Origin of the sequence: Microcystis sp. 49638_E5, assembly GCF_021300285.1 — a bacterium.
Lineage (GTDB): Bacteria > Cyanobacteriota > Cyanobacteriia > Cyanobacteriales > Microcystaceae > Microcystis > Microcystis aeruginosa_C.
In genome coordinates this window covers 1-17,116 of sequence record NZ_JAJTDH010000007.1, presented here as the reverse complement: position 1 = coordinate 17,116, position 17,116 = coordinate 1, and the positions used below count along the sequence as shown (strand labels likewise).

Sequence of the window (17,116 nt, the reverse complement as noted above, 5' to 3'; positions counted from 1 at the left end):
TATGAGTAACAACAGGAATACTTCCGATTATTTGCGTCGCCAAACTAAGACTAGAGAAACAAGAAAAAGATTTTTAATTATTTGCGAGGGAGAAAGAACTGAAGTTAACTATTTTAAGGCTTTTACTGTTCCTAAGAAAATTGAAGTTATGGTGAAAGGTGAAGGTAAAAATAGCTTGAGTTTAGTCGAAAAAGCTATTAAGATTATAGATAATCTAAAAAAAGATGACTCATTCGATCAAATCTGGTGTGTTTTTGATAAAGATAACTGTTCTAAAGAGCAATTTAATCAAGCGGAAAGACTGGCTAAACAAAAAAATATCAAGATTGCCTATTCTAATGAAGCTTTTGAAATTTGGTTTATTTTACACTTTCAATATCTGGATATCGCCACATCCCGAAGTGAATACCCAAAAATTTTAAATACCCAGATGAAAAAGTGTGAATTATTAAACAAGAACAAGAAAGAAAAATATGCAAAAAATCGAGAGGATATGTACGAAAAATTAAAGCCATACCAGACAACAGCAATCACTAATGCAGCAAAACTTATTCAAGATAGAGATGAAGCCAAAAAACATCCTTTTGATGCCAATCCCTCAACCACAGTACAGGAATTAGTGCAAGAACTTAACATCAATAGTCGTCCTTAAGCTTGATTCTCTTTTGTCAATAATTAAATATTTAATTTTAATTGAAACCTAAAGTTGTTATAATAACTAAAAGCCTATTTAACCAAAGTAACTGCTCTTAATTTGATTTAAATGTCCAATAACTTATCTCACCAAAAACCCTATCATCTCAACTTTAGCAGTGAGGATTTAGGCACGGCAAAACCGACTATCACCCTATTATCGGGGGAACCAGAACGCTCACGCTATATTGCTGAAACTTATTTACAAAATGCACGTTTACTATCGGATTATCGCGGATTAAATAGTTATCTTGGCTATCTAGATAATTCTACCCCAATTCTTCTGGCTACCAGTGGCATGGGTGCGCCATCTTTGAGTATTGTGGTTAATGAATTAATACAGGTGGGAATTAAAACTATTATTCGTATCGGTACTTGTGGCGCAATTCAAAATAGAATAAAAATCGGTGATATTATTATCTCGCAAGCGGCTTTATGTAGGCAAGGTGCAGCTAATGATATTGCTCCTCCGGAATATCCCGCAGTGGCGGATCCTTTTTTGACAGTTGCTCTAGTCAAATCCGCTCAATTTTTGGGAGTAAATTATCATGTAGGTATTACCGCTTCTGTGGATAGTTTTTATGAAGGACAGGAAAGAATCCTGTCTTCTGCTAACCCTTATCTTCAGCGTCACTTAGAGGGAATCACGGAAGAATATCGACGTTTAAATATTCTCAATTATGAAATGGAAGCGGGAACTTTATTTAAAATGGCGGGGGTTTATGGATTTACTGCCGCTTGTGTTTGTGCTGTGATTGCCGCAAGAAGTAAAGAGGAAGGGATTAGTTTAGAAAGCAAACAACAGGCTATCGAAAAAGCGATTCAGGTGGCAATATTGACCGTTAGCAACCTCTCCCCATCCTCAATTGATTAACTTTCAGAAATCATCTTCATTAAGACTTCCTCTTTTTCCTGACTTTCGGGATAACAGGAGATAAGTTTAGCGCGTAATTCCTGGGACAAAATAATTGATCGCCTTGTATAATTAGGGTACATTAATTTGCTCAAAAAAGTGTATTTTTTGGCGAATATGTAATAATTTTTGACAAAAGTAAATTCTCACCCCAAAAAATTCGCTTATTCTTAGTCTTCTAAGCTAATTTTGACCGGATTAACTTGTCATCGGTAAAGTCAAAACCTTTAGCGACGAGACGATTATAAAGTTGCGGACAAGCTAAAGCGAGGGATTTTCCTCACGGCATTTGGTGGGATTAGGAGCTAATAAGGTGAGATAATGGGAAAAAATTGGTTTTAGCTTTAAGGATGGTATTATGTCAGACACAACGCAGTTAACACCGGAAAAAATTGCTCAGTACCGTATTCAATTTGCGGATAATACTGACGCTTTAGCCGCGCTTGATGTTATTGAAGAATGTGAAGGAAACTTACAAGACGCAATCATTTTAATGAGAATGCGCGAAACTGGAACAGAACCAGATAAAAGCTTAGATTTAGATGAATTAGCGACAAAATGTCGTCCTTTTATTTGTTCAGCCAAAACTAAAAAAGTCTTTAAACTGATTGGAATTGTCGCAGGATGTTTACAGTTTCCCGTTACTTTAGTTGTTCCCGTCGTTTTGTTTGTTGTCGAAGATATTGGTTTAGATGCTTTTTGTAAGGAGACAGATTAAAATCCTGTAGCAATAAAACCTGCCCAATAATAGGGATTTTTAAAGGGATAGGGTTGACGTTGACGAATTTGTTTCAGAGACTCGTTAAAAATTGGGCGTTTTCCTCCTCCCAGTTGATTGATGATTTTATCTAATTGGAGTTGAAATCTTTCTAATTCTTGTTCAAATTGGTCAAGGGTTAAGGTTTGTAGCCATTTTTGAGCATTTTTAAGACTAACTGCAATTTCACCTTTTTGGGGATTTTTGGGTAAAGTCTCATAAAATTTAATCAGTAAAAATGCAGTTGATAAATCATTTACTTTCCACAAACTACTAACAACGCTAGGACTACCTGCAAATAGAAAACCACTCGGTAAACCGATATATTCATCACTAATAGAATTAAGATCAATTAAACCAGTTTCGCAAGCAGAAAGCATGACAAGACGACAGTTTTTAAAATTCAGTTCAAAGATTTCTCCTAATCTTAAATAACCATCTTCTTGATCTGTTTTTTCTTTGGTAAGAATTAAAGCAGATTCTAAGGGTTTATTACGGTTAAATGTACCATGACAAGAAAAATGGATACAGTTAGCTAAGGGGAAGTTTTGATGAGTTTTGATGGCGATTTCAGTAGCGTTTTGTTTGGCTAAAATATCACTTTGAACAAACAAATTTTTAATGATTTCTACTTCTAAATCCGTAAAAAGTAGATTATTTTGGGGGTTTTGAATGGCAAAAAGGGAGTTTAAATCGTTTAATTGACGCTGTTGAGTAATTTTAAATAATTGACAACTAGGGGCATATTGAACATCATATTTATCTTGTAATATTTGATTGTCATTAATAGGTAAAGCATGAAGGGGTAAAATATGCAGAAACAAATAAGGAATAATAATTAAGCGTTTACAAGTATTTGGAATAAGTGCCAGAATATCATTAATATGTAGGGTATCTGAGAAGGTTTGCAGGAGGTCAGAAAGTTGATTTATCCATTCTTGATGGCCATTTTGGGAGTAGTAAAGCTGTAGATAATTATTAATTAAATCAGTTAATTTATCTCGATCATCTTCTGAAGATTCCCAAAGGTTAATATTTCCATCAGCAGATACAACAAAAGCGAGTATTTTCTCACTTGTGATATACCATTGCAAAAGACAAGTTTCAGCATCGGTTAAAGATAGAATGTCTTGAAAGGGAATAGGCTTAACCGTTTGAGTTAAGATAAAATCCTCATCTATTTTTGTTTTTGTTATTTCACGGTCAATGAATTGATTTAATTCTTGTTTTAATTTATTGAGGTGAGTATAGTCATTTAAGATAGGTTGTTTTTGTTGATCTGGGGTTAAAATTACTCCCCTATTGCGGGTTTGTTCTTGGATGGCTAACTGTTGTTCTTCCCCAATAATGGCACGACGGAGGCGATCTAATTCGGTAATAATCGTTTGGGGGATATTACCTTTAGGATAAATATCTCGATCGGTAAGCAGTTGGACTAGATAGCGGGTTTTGCTACGTTCAACGTATTCTAAGGCGCGATCTGGTTGATCGAGGTTGAGATAGGATTGAACTATGCCATGATAAACATCCATTGCATCGGAGAGAATTTCTTGTTGTCGTTGAGGGTTTAAGGCTTGGAGTAGGGTATTTTCTACTGCTTCGATGGCTAAGTTGTAGCCTTTGATGGCGGTTTCCCAGTCTTCGATAGAGTTAGCAGTCTTTCCTAAGTTTCGTCCTGTTCTTAAGCAGTCTATAGGAAAAGCAGTCGGGGTTAATACTTCTAATGACAGGTTATAAGCAACAATAGCTAACTCTAGATTATCTGCCCTTTCCCCTCTGATGCGATTTCCATAAGCTTCTCCCAGATTATTTTGTGTCATTGCCCATTTATCAGGAAAGGCTTCACGAGTATATACTTCTAAAGACAGGTTAAAAGCTGTAATAGCTAACTCTAGATTATCTGCCCTTTCCTCAAGAATACGATTTCTATAAGCTTCTCCCAGATTATTTTGTGACCTTGCCCAATATTCAGGAAAAGCTTCGCGGGTATATACTTCTAAAGACAGGTTATAAGCGGCGATAGCTAACTCTAGATTATCTGCCCTTTCCTCTCTGATGCGTTGATCATAAGCAGTCCCCAGATTATTTTGTGACCTTGCCCAATCTTCAGGAAAAGCATCACGGGTATATACTTCTAATGAAAGGTTATAAGCTGCGATGGCTAACTCTAGATTATCTTCCCTTTTCCCTCTAATGCGATTTGTATAAGCATACCCCAGATTATTTTGTGTTCTTGCCCAATATTCAGGAAAAGCTTCACGGGTTAAGACTTCTAAAGACAGGTTATAAGCTACAATAGCTAACTCTAGATTATCAGCCCTTTCCCCTCTGATGCGATCACAATAAGCATTCCCCAGATTATTTTGTGACCTTGCCCAATCTTCAGGAAAAGCTTCACGGGTATATACTTCTAAAGATAGATTAAAAGCCACAATAGCTAACTCTAGATTATCTGCTTTTTTCTCTTTAATGCGATCTAGGTAAGCACTCCCCAGATTATTTTGTGTTCCTGCCCATTCATAAGGAAAAGCATCACGGGTTAATACTTCTAAAGACAGGTTATAAGCCACAATAGCTAACTCTAGATTATCTGCTTTTTCCCCTCTGATGCGCTTTCGATAAGCATTCCCCAGATTATCTTGTAACTTTGCCCAATTTTCAGGAAAGCTATCACGGGTATAGACTTCTAAAGACAGGTTATAAGCTGCGATGGCTAACTCTAGATTTAGTCCCCTTTCCCCAAGAATGCGATCATTATAAGCAGTCCCCAGATTATTTTGTGTCATTGCCCATTCATAAGGAAAAGCATCACAGGTTCTTACTTCTAAAGAGAGGTTATAAGCTGCAATAGCTAACTCCAGATTATCTGTCCTTTCCCCAAGAATGCGATCATTATAAGCAGTCCCCAGATTATTTTGTGTCACTGCCCATTCATAAGGAAAAGCATCACGGGTTAATACTTCTAAAGACAGGTTATAAGCTGCAATAGCTAACTCCAGATTATTTGTCCTTTCTCCAAGAATGCGATGATTATAAGCAGTCCCCAGATTATTTTGTGTCATTGCCCATTCATAAGGAAAAGCATCACGGGTTAATACTTCTAAAGACAGGTTATAAGCTGTGATCGTTAACTCTAAATTATCTGCCCTTTCCCCTCTAATGCGATCTAGATAAGCGTTCCCCAGATTATTCTGTAACCTTGCCCATTCATAAGGAAAGGTATCACGGGTTAATACTTCTAAAACTATGTAATAGCCTGTAATAGCAATTTCCAGATTATTAGCCCGACTTCCCAAGGGAAACTGTTGAATATGAATACATAAATATTCAATAACCCCGGCAATCCCTGCTACTTCTTCTGCCTTCCCTTCAGAAAACAAATATTTAGCGAATTGTTGCAACAGTTGGGCAAAAGTATTATCTAACAGATGTTGACGGCGTTGTAGGATAGGATAAACCACCGCAGGATCATTACTCTCATATTCTGCTTGTAATACTTCTGATAAAAACGCCTGATATTCCTCTATAGTTCCCCCTTGAGGGTTGAGAAACTGCCCCAACTGTTGCGCCATATCCCGTAACCAAGCCGCATGATTATTATTTCCTTGTTCTTCTAAGCTTGTTGCATAGTTTTCCATCACCTGCAAAAATTGGGGATCAATTAATTCCTGATTTGCTTGTAGAATATTATTGAGTTCCTCATCATCAGTACAAGCAAGCAACTGTTCTATTAAATTAATATATGCTTGGGCGCGTTGTTCATTCATTGTCTGTACTGTAATTAAAATGATTGAATGAGGGACTATGATGTTTTTTGGCGGATGACTCTATGATAGGATGAGTCCCCTTGATATAGGGCGATTATGACACAGAATGCTATAGAGGATATTAACTATAAACGCTCAAACTCATCAACTCTTAATCCCGCTTGCCTTAAAATACTGCTAATTGTACCGATTGTTACCTCCTTATAACAGGGAACAATCGTTGTCATTTTTCCTTCGGGAGTATACTTGGCAAACTTAACATGACTCCCCTTTTGACTAATAACTTCAAACCCTGCCGCTTCCAACTTGCGTTTAATCTCACGATAAGATAAAGGCTTAAGCGGCATTGATTTCTACCTCTATCTTCTGTAATCGGGGAATAACTGTTGCACAAGGCGGTTCAAAATGTAATTCTAAAGCCTCTTGCAGATTGTTTAACGCCTCGGTTTCTGTTTCCCCTTGACTAGCAACATCAACCTCTAAACATTGGGCAACAAACCAATTATCTTCTTGAAAAATTCTCGCTGTAAGTACCTGTCTCATTTTCACTTTCCTGATTGAGCTTTCCATGATTATAGGTCAGGCTAGAATGACAGTCAATTAAATAATCATATAGATCATGCTTTAGACTTCTACATAACAAGATTCTATACTTTATATCCCGTAACCAAGCAACAGGAGTATTATTTCTTTGTTCTTCTAACCCTGTTGCATAGTCTTCCATCATTGTCTGTACTGTGATTGATGTGATTATGTGATGGACTTTGATTTTTTTTGAGAGAGACCAACCTTATGATTTAACGTGATACAATAAATATTCGTGATTGTCAAGGGGGGTCGCTGCCAAATTTGTTTGATATATTCCAAGTTTCTGCCTTAGAACATATCAAACAAATTACTTTTCTGCACAAATAACTGTCATTACAGCAACTTCTTTGTCCAATTGATCTCCTATTTCATCTTCAACAACGTCCAGATCGTAATCCATTTGTAATCCCAGCCAAAATCGCGGTGACATATCAAAATAACGAGCTAACCGAAGAGCTATATCCGCCGTGATACACCGCTTTCCGTGAACGATTTCGTTAATACATTGTTCAGGAACTCCAAGAGCCAGAGCTATTTGATTCTGACTAAGGTTCATTGGCTTGATAAATTCCTCTAAAAGAACCTCACCGGGATGAATTGGCATTAGTTTATCTTCATTCATTATTTTACCTCAATGATAATCAACGATTTCTACGTCTAGAGCATCACCGTTTTGCCAGACAAAGCAAATTCGCCATTGATCGTTAACCCGAATGCTATATTGACCTTCCCTGTCACCAACCAGACGTTCCAATCGATTTGCTGGTGGGACACGAAGATCTTGCAGGGTTTCCGCACGATTAAGCATCCGCAATTTTCGCAATGCCACTTGTTGGATATCTAATGGCAATTTACGCGAATGTTTACGTTCAAAAACTTTTTGAGCTTCTTTATCTTTAAAGTTTTGGATCACTCTCTAAACAATTTCTTATCCTACTTTTAAGTATATGACGTAAGGATGCTCCAATGGCAGAACTGGTTGGGGAACAGGCCAGACAGGGACTTCTGCGAATGCGTCTGGGGCCAAGATGACGCGACGACAAATGATCGCGGTAGCCTTCATGTTGGATATGCTAACAACACCTTAGCCTATTGTCAATGTCCCCAACAGTTAAAAACACCTCATATTCTTCTATATTTCTCGCTTGAGGATTGAGATATTGCCCAAAGTTTTGTGTTAAATCAATCTGCATGGTTATTATTGTATCCTTATTATTCCAGCAATTCTCATTTTGAAACGATTTTGCGTTGTTTCAGCGATCTAGAGATTCGTTAAGAATTATTAACCCCTCTAGGTGCAGGGGTTTTAATGTCATGAAACCTTAAAATGAGAATTGCTGTTATTATTCTAACCCTGTTGCATAGTTTTCCATCATCTGCAAAAATTGAGGGTCAATCAATTCCATATTAGCTTGCAGAATATTAGTTCGCTCCTCATCATCAGCACAAATGAGCAACTGTTCAATTAAATTAATATATGCTTGGGGGCGTTTTTCGTCCATAACCTTAATCCGATGCTTTTACAAAAGTTTTTTAAATTCTTCAATAGACATTCCGGCACCTTTAATAATTGTTCCCATTGTATAAGCATTAATTGGATTAGCTCTGGGAATTGTTAAGATATGCTCTCCATCAGTCATTGTAATATGTTTACCCTGTCGAACAATCCTAAATCCTGCTTTTTCAAAGGCTTTAATGGCTCGTTGATGATTAATTCCGGGAAGACTAGGCATGATTTAATTCAACTTCCACATAACAAGATTCTACACCTTGATTCAATTCCTCGGCAACTTCTAAATAAGACACAATAGCATCTTGAATATTATTGAGAGCTTCTTCTTTTGTTGTACCTTGAGAAGCACAGCCTGGTAAACCGGGACACCAAACAGCATATCCTTCTTCTGTTTTCTTAAGACTGACTTTATACTGCATATTTTTATAATAATAATCGTTGTCAGTTATTATAGCACGGCCATCATTAATCTCTGCTTTTGCTTGTAATACTTCTAATAAAAACCCCTGATATTCCTCTATACTTCTCGCTTGAGGGTTGAGAAACTGCCCCAACTATTGCGCTATGTTCCGTAACCAAGCAACAGGATTATTATTTCCTTGTTCTTCTAACCTTGTTGTATAGTTTTCCATCACCTGCAAAAATTCGGGATCAATCAATTCCTGATTAGCTTGCAGGATGTTGGCTTCCTCACCATTGGCACAAGCGAGCAACTGTTCAATTAAATTAATATATGCTTGGGCGCGTTGTTCATTCATTGTCTGTACTGTGATTGTTATAATTATATTTACGATTGAGGAGGAAAAGGAATAATAATGTAGCGAATGACCGTTCCTAGTAAAGCCGTTCCCAAAATTCCGATTAACGTCCAAATCTGGGCCTTTTGAGAGCCTTTCAATTCTTTGGTATCTTCTTTCACCCTCTCAATATCCTTGTCTAAAGCATCGACCTTTTCTTCTAATCTAGCTTGTCCAACCTCTAAATTAGTGAGGCGACTATTAATATTTTCTAGTTTCTGATTAATTTCACCTAAAACTTCTTTAATATCTTGTTCAATAGTAACTGACATCTGATGATTCTCCTAATAATTATCGGAATATAGGCACGACTATCACTATTTTATAGCTGGTTATAATTAAATTAAAAATGGATTTTAGGTTCGATCCCCCCTGCCCCCCTTAATCCCCCCTTGATAAGGGGGGTGTCTGACAACTTTTAACGCCTCCCTACTTACCTTTGAGAATGATAATACTTTTGGTTCATGTGTCCTCTTTATTCGCGATCGCTACTAATCCGGCGATCAAACGGCTTGCAACATGAATTCAACCTTGATCGCTTCAAACGGGAACTCTACGCTCCCATCTGCTACACGGCTCAGAATACCGACATTTAAAAGTGCCGTAATATCTCCATGTACTGCTTTAACATCCCGATGGACTCGCCTCGCCGCCTCACGGATAGAAATGGGGCCAGCACCGCACATAGCTTTGAGGAGTTCCCACCGCTTGGCAGTCAGAACTTTCCAGAGAAGTTCGGGGGTAGCAAAACTGATACGAACTTCTTTTTCTGCTCGACCAGTTTTCATCGCTTGAACGGCATCGGCAAGGGTGTCAGTCAAGGAGCGAACTTCAAGAACGACCGTGTTCATAATTCCACCTCAAAATGTCAGAGTTGAAGTCGGCCATCAATTGGTCTGGCGAAGAGAAAGCATAAAGAGACTCCACACCATCGAAATGACGGTGATCGCCTTTACCGCGTTCGTTATCATATCGCAACACACATTTGCCGTTGACTATGTAAGCGAGACGATATTTGTAAGGATGCTCCGATGGCAGAACTGGTTGGGGAACACGCCAGACAGTGACTTCTGCGAATGCGTCTGGGGCCAAGATGACGCGACGACGAATGAGCGCGGTAGCCTTCATGTTGGATATACTAACAACACCTTAGCCTGTTGTCAATGTCCCCAACAGTTAAAAACGCCTCATATTCTTCTATATTTCTCGCTTGAGGGTTGAGATATTGCCCAAAGTGTTGTGTTAAATCAATCTGCATGGTTATTGTATCCTTATTATTCTAACCCTGTTGCATAGTTTTCCATCATCTGCAAAAATTCGGGGTCAATCAATTCCTGATTAGCTTGCAGGATATTGGGTTCCTCACCATTAGCACAAGTGAGCAACTGTTCAATTAAATTAACATAAGCTTGGGCGCGTTGTTCATTCATCGTCTTAACTATGATTTTTGTGATTGTGTGATGGACTATGATTCTTTTCGAGAGAGCGACCCCATGATTTTTGTCAATTGTTTTTGATCTAGAGCGAACTAATCAATTAAGTCTCTTGCCAGATAAGGATTTAGTCGATTTATGCTCCCCTATCGAACCATACCAAGTAACGAAGAGCCATAAATACTCATGATTGTCAAAGATAACCTAATTATAGTCGCTCATTAAATCATTCTAATCATAGTTTTGACATTGAATTATCAAAGACAATCTAATCAAAATCCTCACTTCATCATCTAAATCCTAGCCATGACTTTTATTAATCCCCAATACCCTGAAAGTGAACTAACAGGTAAAATTATTGGTTGTGCAATGGAAGTTCACCGTATCTTAGGAAATGGTTTTCAAGAAGTAATTTATCAACGTGCTTTGGCAAAAGAAATGAACCTACAGGGATTATCTTTTTCGAGAGAACACGAAATGCCGATCTTTTATAAAGATGATCAAATAGGTACAAGACGAGTTGACTTTTTTGTTGAAGGTAAAGTGATGGTAGAATTAAAAGCCGTTATTCAACTTGAAGACGTTCACTTAGCACAAGCTATCAATTATCTCGAAGCTTATGGGTTAGATATTGGATTATTGCTTAATTTTGGAAATATCAGTTTACAGTTTAAAAGAGTTCACAAGCCGAAAAGAAAACCTAACTATAACTAGAAATAATTGAAGTGTATAAAACTTAAAATCCTAGTCCATCAAACAATCATAAAAATCATAGTTTAGACGTTTTCATCAAGCATTTTTGGGGGCTACGGTTCCAGAATTCGGGCTAGTCAAGGACTAAACCCGAACTTGACCGAGTTTTTTAATCCTCTAAACTAATCTTGACTGGATTAACTTTCCAAATCTCTTGACAATATTCCCATATCGTGCGATCGCTAGAGAATTTCGCCATACGAACCGAGTTGAGAATCGACATCCGCGTCCACTTGTCCCGATCGCGATAAGCTTCACTTACCTGTTCCTGACAATCAGCGTAGGATTGATAATCAGCTAAAAGCATATACTGGTCATCGTAGAGGAGAGAATCAACGATCGGCCTGAATAATTCCTGGTCACCATGGCTAAAATAACCACTCTTAATTCGATCGATCACTCCCTTCAATTCGCGATTATTTTTGTAATAGCTCATCGGTTCATAACCGTGGGCTTTCTTAGCATAAACTTCTTCTGCTGTCAAGCCAAAAAGGAAGAAATTTTCTGCCCCTGCTTCCTCGCGAATTTCGATATTAGCGCCGTCCAGAGTCCCGATGGTGAGGGAGCCATTCATGGCAAACTTCATATTACCGGTTCCGGAAGCTTCCTTACCCGCCGTAGAAATCTGTTCGGAAAGATCCGCCGCCGGATAGATGCGTTGACCCAAAGAAACGTTAAAGTTAGGCAGGAAAACCACTTTTAAACGACCTCTGACATCAGGATCCTTATTCACAATTTCAGCCACAGCATTAGTTAACTTAATAATTAACTTCGCCATAAAGTAGCCGGGGGCTGCCTTACCACCAAAGATAAAAGTGCGCGGCACGATATCGATCTGAGGGTTCTGTTTAATGCGATTATAAAGGGCGATAATGTGCAGAACTGCCAGATGTTGGCGTTTGTATTCGTGAATCCGTTTTACCTGCACATCGAAAATCGAATTAACATCCACCTCGATATTGCGGGTTTTCAGCATATGAGCCGCTAAATCGGCCTTATTCGCCTGTTTAATTTCATACCAACGCTGACGAAATTCGGGATCATCAAGGTATTGTTCCAGTTTTCGCAATTCCTTCAGGTCTTTTAACCAATTATCGCCGATTTTTTCGGTAAATAGTGCCGATAATTGGGGATTGCTCAATAAAATCCACCGGCGCGGGGTGACACCATTGGTTTTATTGTAGAATTTTTCCGGCCAGAGCATGGCAAACTCTTTCAGGGTGTCTTTTTGCAGTAACTCGGTGTGTAAGGCAGCGACTCCATTAATCGAGTGACTACCCACACAGGCTAAATTAGCCATGCGAATTTGTTTATTACCCCAACCAGCTTCTTCAACTATCGACAATTTGCCCAATAACTCCTCGTTATCGGGAAACCAAGTCCGCACATCGTCGAGGAAAAAGTGATTGATCAGGTAGATAATTTCTAGATGTCGGGGCAGCAATTTCCCGATCAGATCCGCCGACCAACGTTCTAGGGCTTCCGGCAATAGGGTATGATTGGTATAAGCGAAGGTTTTTTGGGTAATTGTCCAAGCTTTTGACCATTCTAAGCCGTTTTCATCCACTAACAAACGCATTAACTCAGCGATCGCAATGGCGGGGTGAGTATCGTTTAGTTGAATAGCGGCGGTTTCGTGGAAGTTTTGCAGATTTTTGTGGCTTTTTAGGTGAATGCGAATTAAATCTTGCAGGGAAGCGGCCACAAAAAAGTATTGTTGGGCGAGACGTAATTCGCGACCGGCGGGGGTATTATCGTTGGGATAAAGGACTTTAGAAATGGTTTCCGCGTCCATTTTTTCGGCCACGGATTGATCGTATAACCCGGCGTTAAAAGCCTCAAAATTAAACGATTCACTCGCTTCTGCCTTCCAGAGACGCAAAGCGTTAACCGTGTTGGTTTTGTAACCCGGGACGGGGGTATCGTGGGGAATGGCTAAAACCCGACGTTCCGGCAGCCATTGTACCCGTTCCTGTCCCTTATCATCGTGATAGATTTCCGTCCGGCCACCCAGTTTTACTTCCACACTTTCATCGGGACGGGGTAATTCCCAAGGATTGCCGAAGCGTAACCAGTTATCGGGGATTTCCACCTGCCAACCGTCTTGGATCATTTGATGGAAAATGCCAAATTCGTAGCGGATACCGTAACCGATAGCGGGAATTTCTAGGGAAGCGAGGGAATCGAGGAAACAAGCCGCTAAACGCCCTAAACCGCCGTTTCCGAGGCCGGGATCCGGTTCCTGTTCGATAATTTCCTCAAAATCAAGACCTAATTCCTCGATCGTCTCTTTGATTAGGTCGTAAATACCCAAATTAGCGAGATTATTGCCTAAATACCGCCCCATGAGAAATTCGGCGGAGAAATAGCAGACGAGTTTAACTTTTTCTTGTTTGTAGGTGTCGGTGGATTTCAGAAAACGACGCAGGAGGCGATCGCGAACGGTGTAGGCAAGGGCGACATAGTAATTGTAGGGACTGGCATTAGTGCGGTTAACCCCTTGCAAATAAAACAGATTGTCCAGAAAAGCCCGTTTTAGGGTTTCGGGACTCATGCCCGTGCGATCATCTTCGACTAAAGTGGGGCATTGAAGTGCTTCAGTCCCATCAGCTAGGGTGTAGGTTGTCTCCATCGGTTTTTGTTGTCCATATATTCGGGAGTCGATCGCCGATCAGATTCTGATGACGATATCCTTTATAGTTTACTTGTTACCTTTTGGAGAGACTCAGACATTTAGATTTCTATTGGTTTTGAGCGTATCTGCGATCGCAATTGCCGATAAAAAAAGGGTGAACCCTGTTCACCCTCCGACAATTATTCACAAAAAAAGCTTAATAGCGTTTTTTTCTGTCACCACCACCACCATTGAAGGGCGCACGCTCTGTGCGCTCTTCACGCTCGCGGGCCTGGTTAACTTTAATTGCTCGTCCCATCCAGTCAGCACCATCCAGTGCCTCAATCGCAGCGGCTTCCTCGGCTTTACTTTCCATTTCCACGAAGGCGAAACCGCGTTTGCGCTGTGTATCGCGATCCACGGGAATATGAACCCTTTTAACCTTGCCGTACTCTGCAAAGACGTCGACCAGATCTTCTTGGGAAATCTCGTAAGAGAGATTACCAACAAAAATAGACATAATACTTGAATCCTCGATCAATACTCGAAACGGTGTGGAGACACAAAATTCAGGGAGAAGCCGAACAATACTAAAGTAAAAGACTTACCGAATTAATACTGAAAACGAACTTGAACACTAATCTTGACTCTCCCTCCGATCATAACACGAAAAGACTAGAGTTAATGTTAACTTTTATTCTCCGGGAGAAGAGACTGTTTTGGCCATCGGCCGCTACTCCCTCAACCGCCAGCTTTTTTCTCCCGACGAAATAACCAAATCATCAGGGCCACCACCCCGATTTGTAGGGCAAAATTGGGTAAGGCGGTGGCTACGTCCCTACCTGCCGCTAATTGGGCTAGAAAAACCACCGCACCAATAAAACCAGAAGCACCTAAACCGAGATAGATAAACTGCCGCAGACCTCGGTAGGGATTAGCCGCTTCCTCTTTCAAGCGGGCGTATTTTTGGGGATCGAGTCGAGTGGATTTGCTCATAAAAAAATTTTTCTAGCTGTGTATCTATTGTCCGTGATATAATCGGGAATTGGCAATGTGCCGATGTAGCTCAGTGGTAGAGTAGTTGATTCGTAATCAATTGGTCGTGGGTTCAAATCCCATCATCGGCTTGGGGTTTTACCTCCCGGAAGTTGACTAAGAAATACCGAACTCCGGCTGAATAAATCCAAAAAGCTTGTTGGATAAGACTTTTAGACTTTTTGGCCATCCAAAAGTGCCGGACCCTGTATTGATCGGAATGGGCAAAACCCCACACCCTACACCCCGCACCCTACACCCTGCTCCCAACAACCAACTTTTCCAGCAAACCCTAGTTACTGAAGAAAAGGTTGAATAATTTCTGCGATCGCTTGACGTTGGCAATCGTCATATCCCCAGCGCTCTAGAAAGGCTTGATATTCTCCTTGTTCCCTGTTTAAACTGGTGGCTAATTGTTGTAATTTTTCCCCCAGTTCTGGCGATAATAACTGCTTAATTAGTTGACCAGTTTTTTCCTGGACTCTCTCAGAACCTCGGGCGTTTTCTTCATCTCCTTGCTTGCGATGATAGATAACCATTGCCGTGGACATAGCCAGATTTTTGACTAATAATTCATTCACTAATATCGGGGAAGTTTTTAAAGCAGTGATTACTTCTAAACTAGGATATTCCGTATAGGATAAATCGCTGGTTAAGTAAGTGACAAAAAATCCTCTGGCTCCATTTTCTGTCGAGACTAACTCAGTAAGTTTTTGAGTGATTGTGTTGGCATCTAAAAACTCAATTTGAGTTAGTAAATCTTGAGTTTGTTGGATAGCATTTTCAAAGCTTATACTCATACCCATACCTGGCCTTCTCTGAAGTTTAAAAGAAAAATACTAAGCATCTAAAACATTTAACCAATTAGTTAAATCCTCCACTGTCGAAAAATCAAATAAAGCTTCCCCCGCTCGTTCCAGATCATCAATATTCAAGGTCATAATCCGACTCTCTATATCCACATCAATAGCTCCTAACTTACGTTTAATCAGACGGACAATTAGATTTCTTTCTCTTGCTAAACCCTGTTCTAAACCCTGTTCTAAACCCTGTTCTAAACCCTGTTCTAAACCCTGTTCTAAACCGCGACGCATCCAACTGGTGGTAATCTGCATAACTCCCTCCTGTTCGGGTTGAATAAATGTGCTAATCTCCTGTTGAAATTCTATCTCCTCGGACGAGTTGAGATTGAGATAGGTATCGACAAAACCTGAAATCAATTGCATTCTAGCGGCATCTAATCTTAATGTTACCAATAATCTTAGACATTGTGCCTTAACTTTTGCCCTATCCCGAGGGGCAATTTTCATCTTGGCCATCAAAGCGGCGGCGACGGGATTAGCTTGATTGAGAAAATCTCGCCAATGCAAGCGATTTAACTGGACAACTTGATAGTTAAATTCTAACACTTTTAAGTCAGGAAAATCAATTTTGTATTGACGAATTGCTTCTTTTTGTGGACGCTCATAGGAAAATATGACAATCGGATAAACTGGTAAGGCAAATTTTTGATGCAGACGAGCGAAATAATTAAACATTCGCCGATTAAATTCCGGTTGAGAGCTAGACTGTGCTTCTAGATGAATTAAGAAAAATGATGATTGTCCCCGAAATTGAACTTGGGCGACTAAATCACTTTCATACTTTTCTCCTTCCGTGACATCGGTAAAGACTTCTTTGTCTAAAAATGTGATCTGATTAGGCTCTAAATAATTAATAACCGCGGGGAAAAACAACTGAATAAATTCAACAAAAAAAGTCGAAATTAATTCCTTAAATAAACGATCATGGTCAATAATATTATTCATACATAAGTAGTTATCCTAATGGTGAGGTAGAAAGTTTTCCTTTTGGGGAGTCGGTCGCCGGCCGTCGATATCAAAATTAGGTTACACTTCATCTTGAGGATAAAGGCGGTCAATTACTCGTTAAGACTACACCAGAACAGGGAGCTGCGGAGAAGAAGTCCGAGCATTTGTACTAAAATATCTAATAGACGGCTAACTGCTATATTTTCTGTTGACATCCTCACCGCCGTAAACGGACGGCGATTCCCAAACCTCACGATTTAGGTTTCTGCTTCTTTCCCATTCGGGGTTCCGCACCTGCCGCCCCAGTTTTACTCTGTTCTGGTCTTATGGTCGCTCTACAGACTGACACCGCAAGCCCTGCGGCCAAAATATTTTTACTAGCGTTAATATCTCGGTCATGGTGTGTCCCACAGTCTGGACAATCCCACTCTCGAACATTTAA

General features: G+C 39.7%; 24 protein-coding genes and 1 tRNA gene. 5 read left to right on the top strand and 20 right to left on the bottom strand.

Going from position 1 to position 17,116, the window contains the following annotated elements:
- The first annotated feature begins 1 nt into the window (after nucleotide 1).
- Together LW728_RS02625 and LW728_RS02620 are read left to right on the top strand one after the other, a co-directional pair.
- The gene (locus LW728_RS02625) at nucleotides 2-652 is read left to right on the top strand and encodes an RloB family protein (protein WP_353845698.1); all 651 of its coding nucleotides are present in this window, start codon (nucleotides 2-4) and stop codon (nucleotides 650-652) included.
- Nucleotides 653-763: 111 nt separating this feature from the next.
- A complete protein-coding gene (locus tag LW728_RS02620) occupies nucleotides 764-1,567 on the top strand; it encodes a nucleoside phosphorylase (RefSeq protein WP_287765043.1) in 804 nt (267 codons plus the stop codon).
- Here the strand turns inward: LW728_RS02620 and LW728_RS02615 are convergent.
- Complete coding sequence (locus tag LW728_RS02615) at nucleotides 1,564-1,689, bottom strand: hypothetical protein (RefSeq protein WP_287765040.1); 126 nt, start codon at nucleotides 1,687-1,689, stop codon at nucleotides 1,564-1,566. The genes LW728_RS02620 and LW728_RS02615 overlap by 4 nt on opposite strands.
- A gap of 275 nt (nucleotides 1,690-1,964) precedes the next feature.
- Here LW728_RS02615 and LW728_RS02610 point away from each other — a divergent pair, with 275 nt between their 5' ends.
- Complete coding sequence (locus LW728_RS02610; RefSeq protein WP_287765038.1) at nucleotides 1,965-2,324, top strand: hypothetical protein; 360 nt, start codon at nucleotides 1,965-1,967, stop codon at nucleotides 2,322-2,324.
- Here LW728_RS02610 and LW728_RS02605 read toward each other — a convergent pair.
- The 13 genes from LW728_RS02605 to LW728_RS02545 all read right to left on the bottom strand — a co-directional run bounded on the left by LW728_RS02605 (nucleotide 2,321) and on the right by LW728_RS02545 (nucleotide 10,458).
- Nucleotides 2,321-6,130 (bottom strand): CHAT domain-containing protein, encoded by a 3,810-nt coding sequence (locus LW728_RS02605; RefSeq protein WP_287765035.1) that lies wholly within the window; start codon nucleotides 6,128-6,130, stop codon nucleotides 2,321-2,323. The two genes, LW728_RS02610 and LW728_RS02605, sit on opposite strands and share 4 nt — an antisense overlap.
- Before the next feature lie 125 nt (nucleotides 6,131-6,255).
- On the bottom strand, nucleotides 6,256-6,477 hold the full coding sequence (locus LW728_RS02600) for a type II toxin-antitoxin system HicA family toxin (RefSeq protein ID WP_287765033.1): 222 nt from the start codon (nucleotides 6,475-6,477) through the stop codon (nucleotides 6,256-6,258).
- Nucleotides 6,467-6,673, bottom strand: a complete 207-nt coding sequence (locus LW728_RS02595; protein WP_002740815.1) for a type II toxin-antitoxin system HicB family antitoxin — start codon at nucleotides 6,671-6,673, stop codon at nucleotides 6,467-6,469. Before LW728_RS02595 ends, LW728_RS02600 begins: the two co-directional genes overlap by 11 nt.
- Nucleotides 6,674-7,025: 352 nt before the next feature.
- The gene (locus LW728_RS02590; RefSeq protein WP_002737909.1) at nucleotides 7,026-7,340 is read right to left on the bottom strand and encodes a HigA family addiction module antitoxin; all 315 of its coding nucleotides are present in this window, start codon (nucleotides 7,338-7,340) and stop codon (nucleotides 7,026-7,028) included.
- Between the two features lie 9 nt (nucleotides 7,341-7,349).
- Nucleotides 7,350-7,631 (bottom strand): type II toxin-antitoxin system RelE/ParE family toxin, encoded by a 282-nt coding sequence (locus LW728_RS02585; RefSeq protein WP_002740810.1) that lies wholly within the window; start codon nucleotides 7,629-7,631, stop codon nucleotides 7,350-7,352.
- Between the two features lie 430 nt (nucleotides 7,632-8,061).
- The gene (locus LW728_RS02580) at nucleotides 8,062-8,220 is read right to left on the bottom strand and encodes a hypothetical protein (protein ID WP_002800938.1); all 159 of its coding nucleotides are present in this window, start codon (nucleotides 8,218-8,220) and stop codon (nucleotides 8,062-8,064) included.
- A gap of 18 nt (nucleotides 8,221-8,238) precedes the next feature.
- Nucleotides 8,239-8,451, bottom strand: coding sequence for a type II toxin-antitoxin system HicA family toxin (locus LW728_RS02575; RefSeq protein ID WP_002759169.1), 213 nt, complete (start codon nucleotides 8,449-8,451; stop codon nucleotides 8,239-8,241).
- A complete protein-coding gene (locus LW728_RS02570) occupies nucleotides 8,444-8,650 on the bottom strand; it encodes a type II toxin-antitoxin system HicB family antitoxin (protein WP_039900529.1) in 207 nt (68 codons plus the stop codon). The genes LW728_RS02575 and LW728_RS02570 overlap by 8 nt, the downstream gene beginning before the upstream one ends.
- A gap of 135 nt (nucleotides 8,651-8,785) precedes the next feature.
- Nucleotides 8,786-8,989 (bottom strand): hypothetical protein, encoded by a 204-nt coding sequence (locus LW728_RS02565; protein ID WP_287765030.1) that lies wholly within the window; start codon nucleotides 8,987-8,989, stop codon nucleotides 8,786-8,788.
- Nucleotides 8,990-9,018: 29 nt separating this feature from the next.
- Nucleotides 9,019-9,300, bottom strand: a complete 282-nt coding sequence (locus tag LW728_RS02560; RefSeq protein WP_002800934.1) for a hemolysin XhlA family protein — start codon at nucleotides 9,298-9,300, stop codon at nucleotides 9,019-9,021.
- A 231-nt stretch (nucleotides 9,301-9,531) separates the two neighbouring features.
- Nucleotides 9,532-9,879 (bottom strand): HVO_A0114 family putative DNA-binding protein, encoded by a 348-nt coding sequence (locus LW728_RS02555; RefSeq protein WP_002751511.1) that lies wholly within the window; start codon nucleotides 9,877-9,879, stop codon nucleotides 9,532-9,534.
- Nucleotides 9,860-10,156 (bottom strand): toxin-antitoxin system TumE family protein, encoded by a 297-nt coding sequence (locus LW728_RS02550; protein ID WP_002751505.1) that lies wholly within the window; start codon nucleotides 10,154-10,156, stop codon nucleotides 9,860-9,862. Before LW728_RS02550 ends, LW728_RS02555 begins: the two co-directional genes overlap by 20 nt.
- A gap of 146 nt (nucleotides 10,157-10,302) precedes the next feature.
- Nucleotides 10,303-10,458, bottom strand: a complete 156-nt coding sequence (locus LW728_RS02545; protein WP_002800933.1) for a hypothetical protein — start codon at nucleotides 10,456-10,458, stop codon at nucleotides 10,303-10,305.
- A 309-nt stretch (nucleotides 10,459-10,767) separates the two neighbouring features.
- Between LW728_RS02545 and LW728_RS02540 the strand changes: the two genes are divergently transcribed.
- On the top strand, nucleotides 10,768-11,175 hold the full coding sequence (locus LW728_RS02540; protein ID WP_002759175.1) for a GxxExxY protein: 408 nt from the start codon (nucleotides 10,768-10,770) through the stop codon (nucleotides 11,173-11,175).
- 148 nt (nucleotides 11,176-11,323) lie between these two features.
- Here the strand turns inward: LW728_RS02540 and LW728_RS02535 are convergent, their stop codons facing one another.
- From LW728_RS02535 to LW728_RS02525, 3 genes are all read right to left on the bottom strand, one after another.
- Complete coding sequence (locus LW728_RS02535) at nucleotides 11,324-13,846, bottom strand: glycogen/starch/alpha-glucan phosphorylase (RefSeq protein WP_287765028.1); 2,523 nt, start codon at nucleotides 13,844-13,846, stop codon at nucleotides 11,324-11,326.
- A 199-nt stretch (nucleotides 13,847-14,045) separates the two neighbouring features.
- Nucleotides 14,046-14,348 carry an RNA-binding regulator gene (rbp, locus tag LW728_RS02530; RefSeq protein ID WP_002800929.1) on the bottom strand — a complete coding sequence of 101 codons (303 nt, stop codon included), beginning with the start codon at nucleotides 14,346-14,348 and terminating at the stop codon, nucleotides 14,046-14,048.
- 221 nt (nucleotides 14,349-14,569) lie between these two features.
- Nucleotides 14,570-14,824 carry a DUF3493 domain-containing protein gene (locus tag LW728_RS02525; protein ID WP_287666827.1) on the bottom strand — a complete coding sequence of 85 codons (255 nt, stop codon included), beginning with the start codon at nucleotides 14,822-14,824 and terminating at the stop codon, nucleotides 14,570-14,572.
- A 59-nt stretch (nucleotides 14,825-14,883) separates the two neighbouring features.
- On the opposite strand from LW728_RS02525, the gene LW728_RS02520 reads away from it, so the two are divergent.
- A tRNA-Thr gene (locus LW728_RS02520) sits at nucleotides 14,884-14,955 on the top strand.
- Nucleotides 14,956-15,159: 204 nt separating this feature from the next.
- Here the strand turns inward: LW728_RS02520 and LW728_RS02515 are convergent.
- The 3 genes from LW728_RS02515 to LW728_RS02505 all read right to left on the bottom strand — a co-directional run.
- Nucleotides 15,160-15,663, bottom strand: coding sequence for a sll1618 family protein (locus LW728_RS02515; RefSeq protein WP_043997712.1), 504 nt, complete (start codon nucleotides 15,661-15,663; stop codon nucleotides 15,160-15,162).
- A 39-nt stretch (nucleotides 15,664-15,702) separates the two neighbouring features.
- Nucleotides 15,703-16,671: a DUF4351 domain-containing protein gene (locus LW728_RS02510; RefSeq protein WP_287765026.1), complete on the bottom strand. Its 969-nt coding sequence runs from the start codon at nucleotides 16,669-16,671 to the stop codon at nucleotides 15,703-15,705.
- Nucleotides 16,672-16,924: 253 nt separating this feature from the next.
- Nucleotides 16,925-17,116: zinc ribbon domain-containing protein (locus LW728_RS02505; protein WP_287765024.1), on the bottom strand; the 192-nt coding region annotated here is incomplete at its 5' end.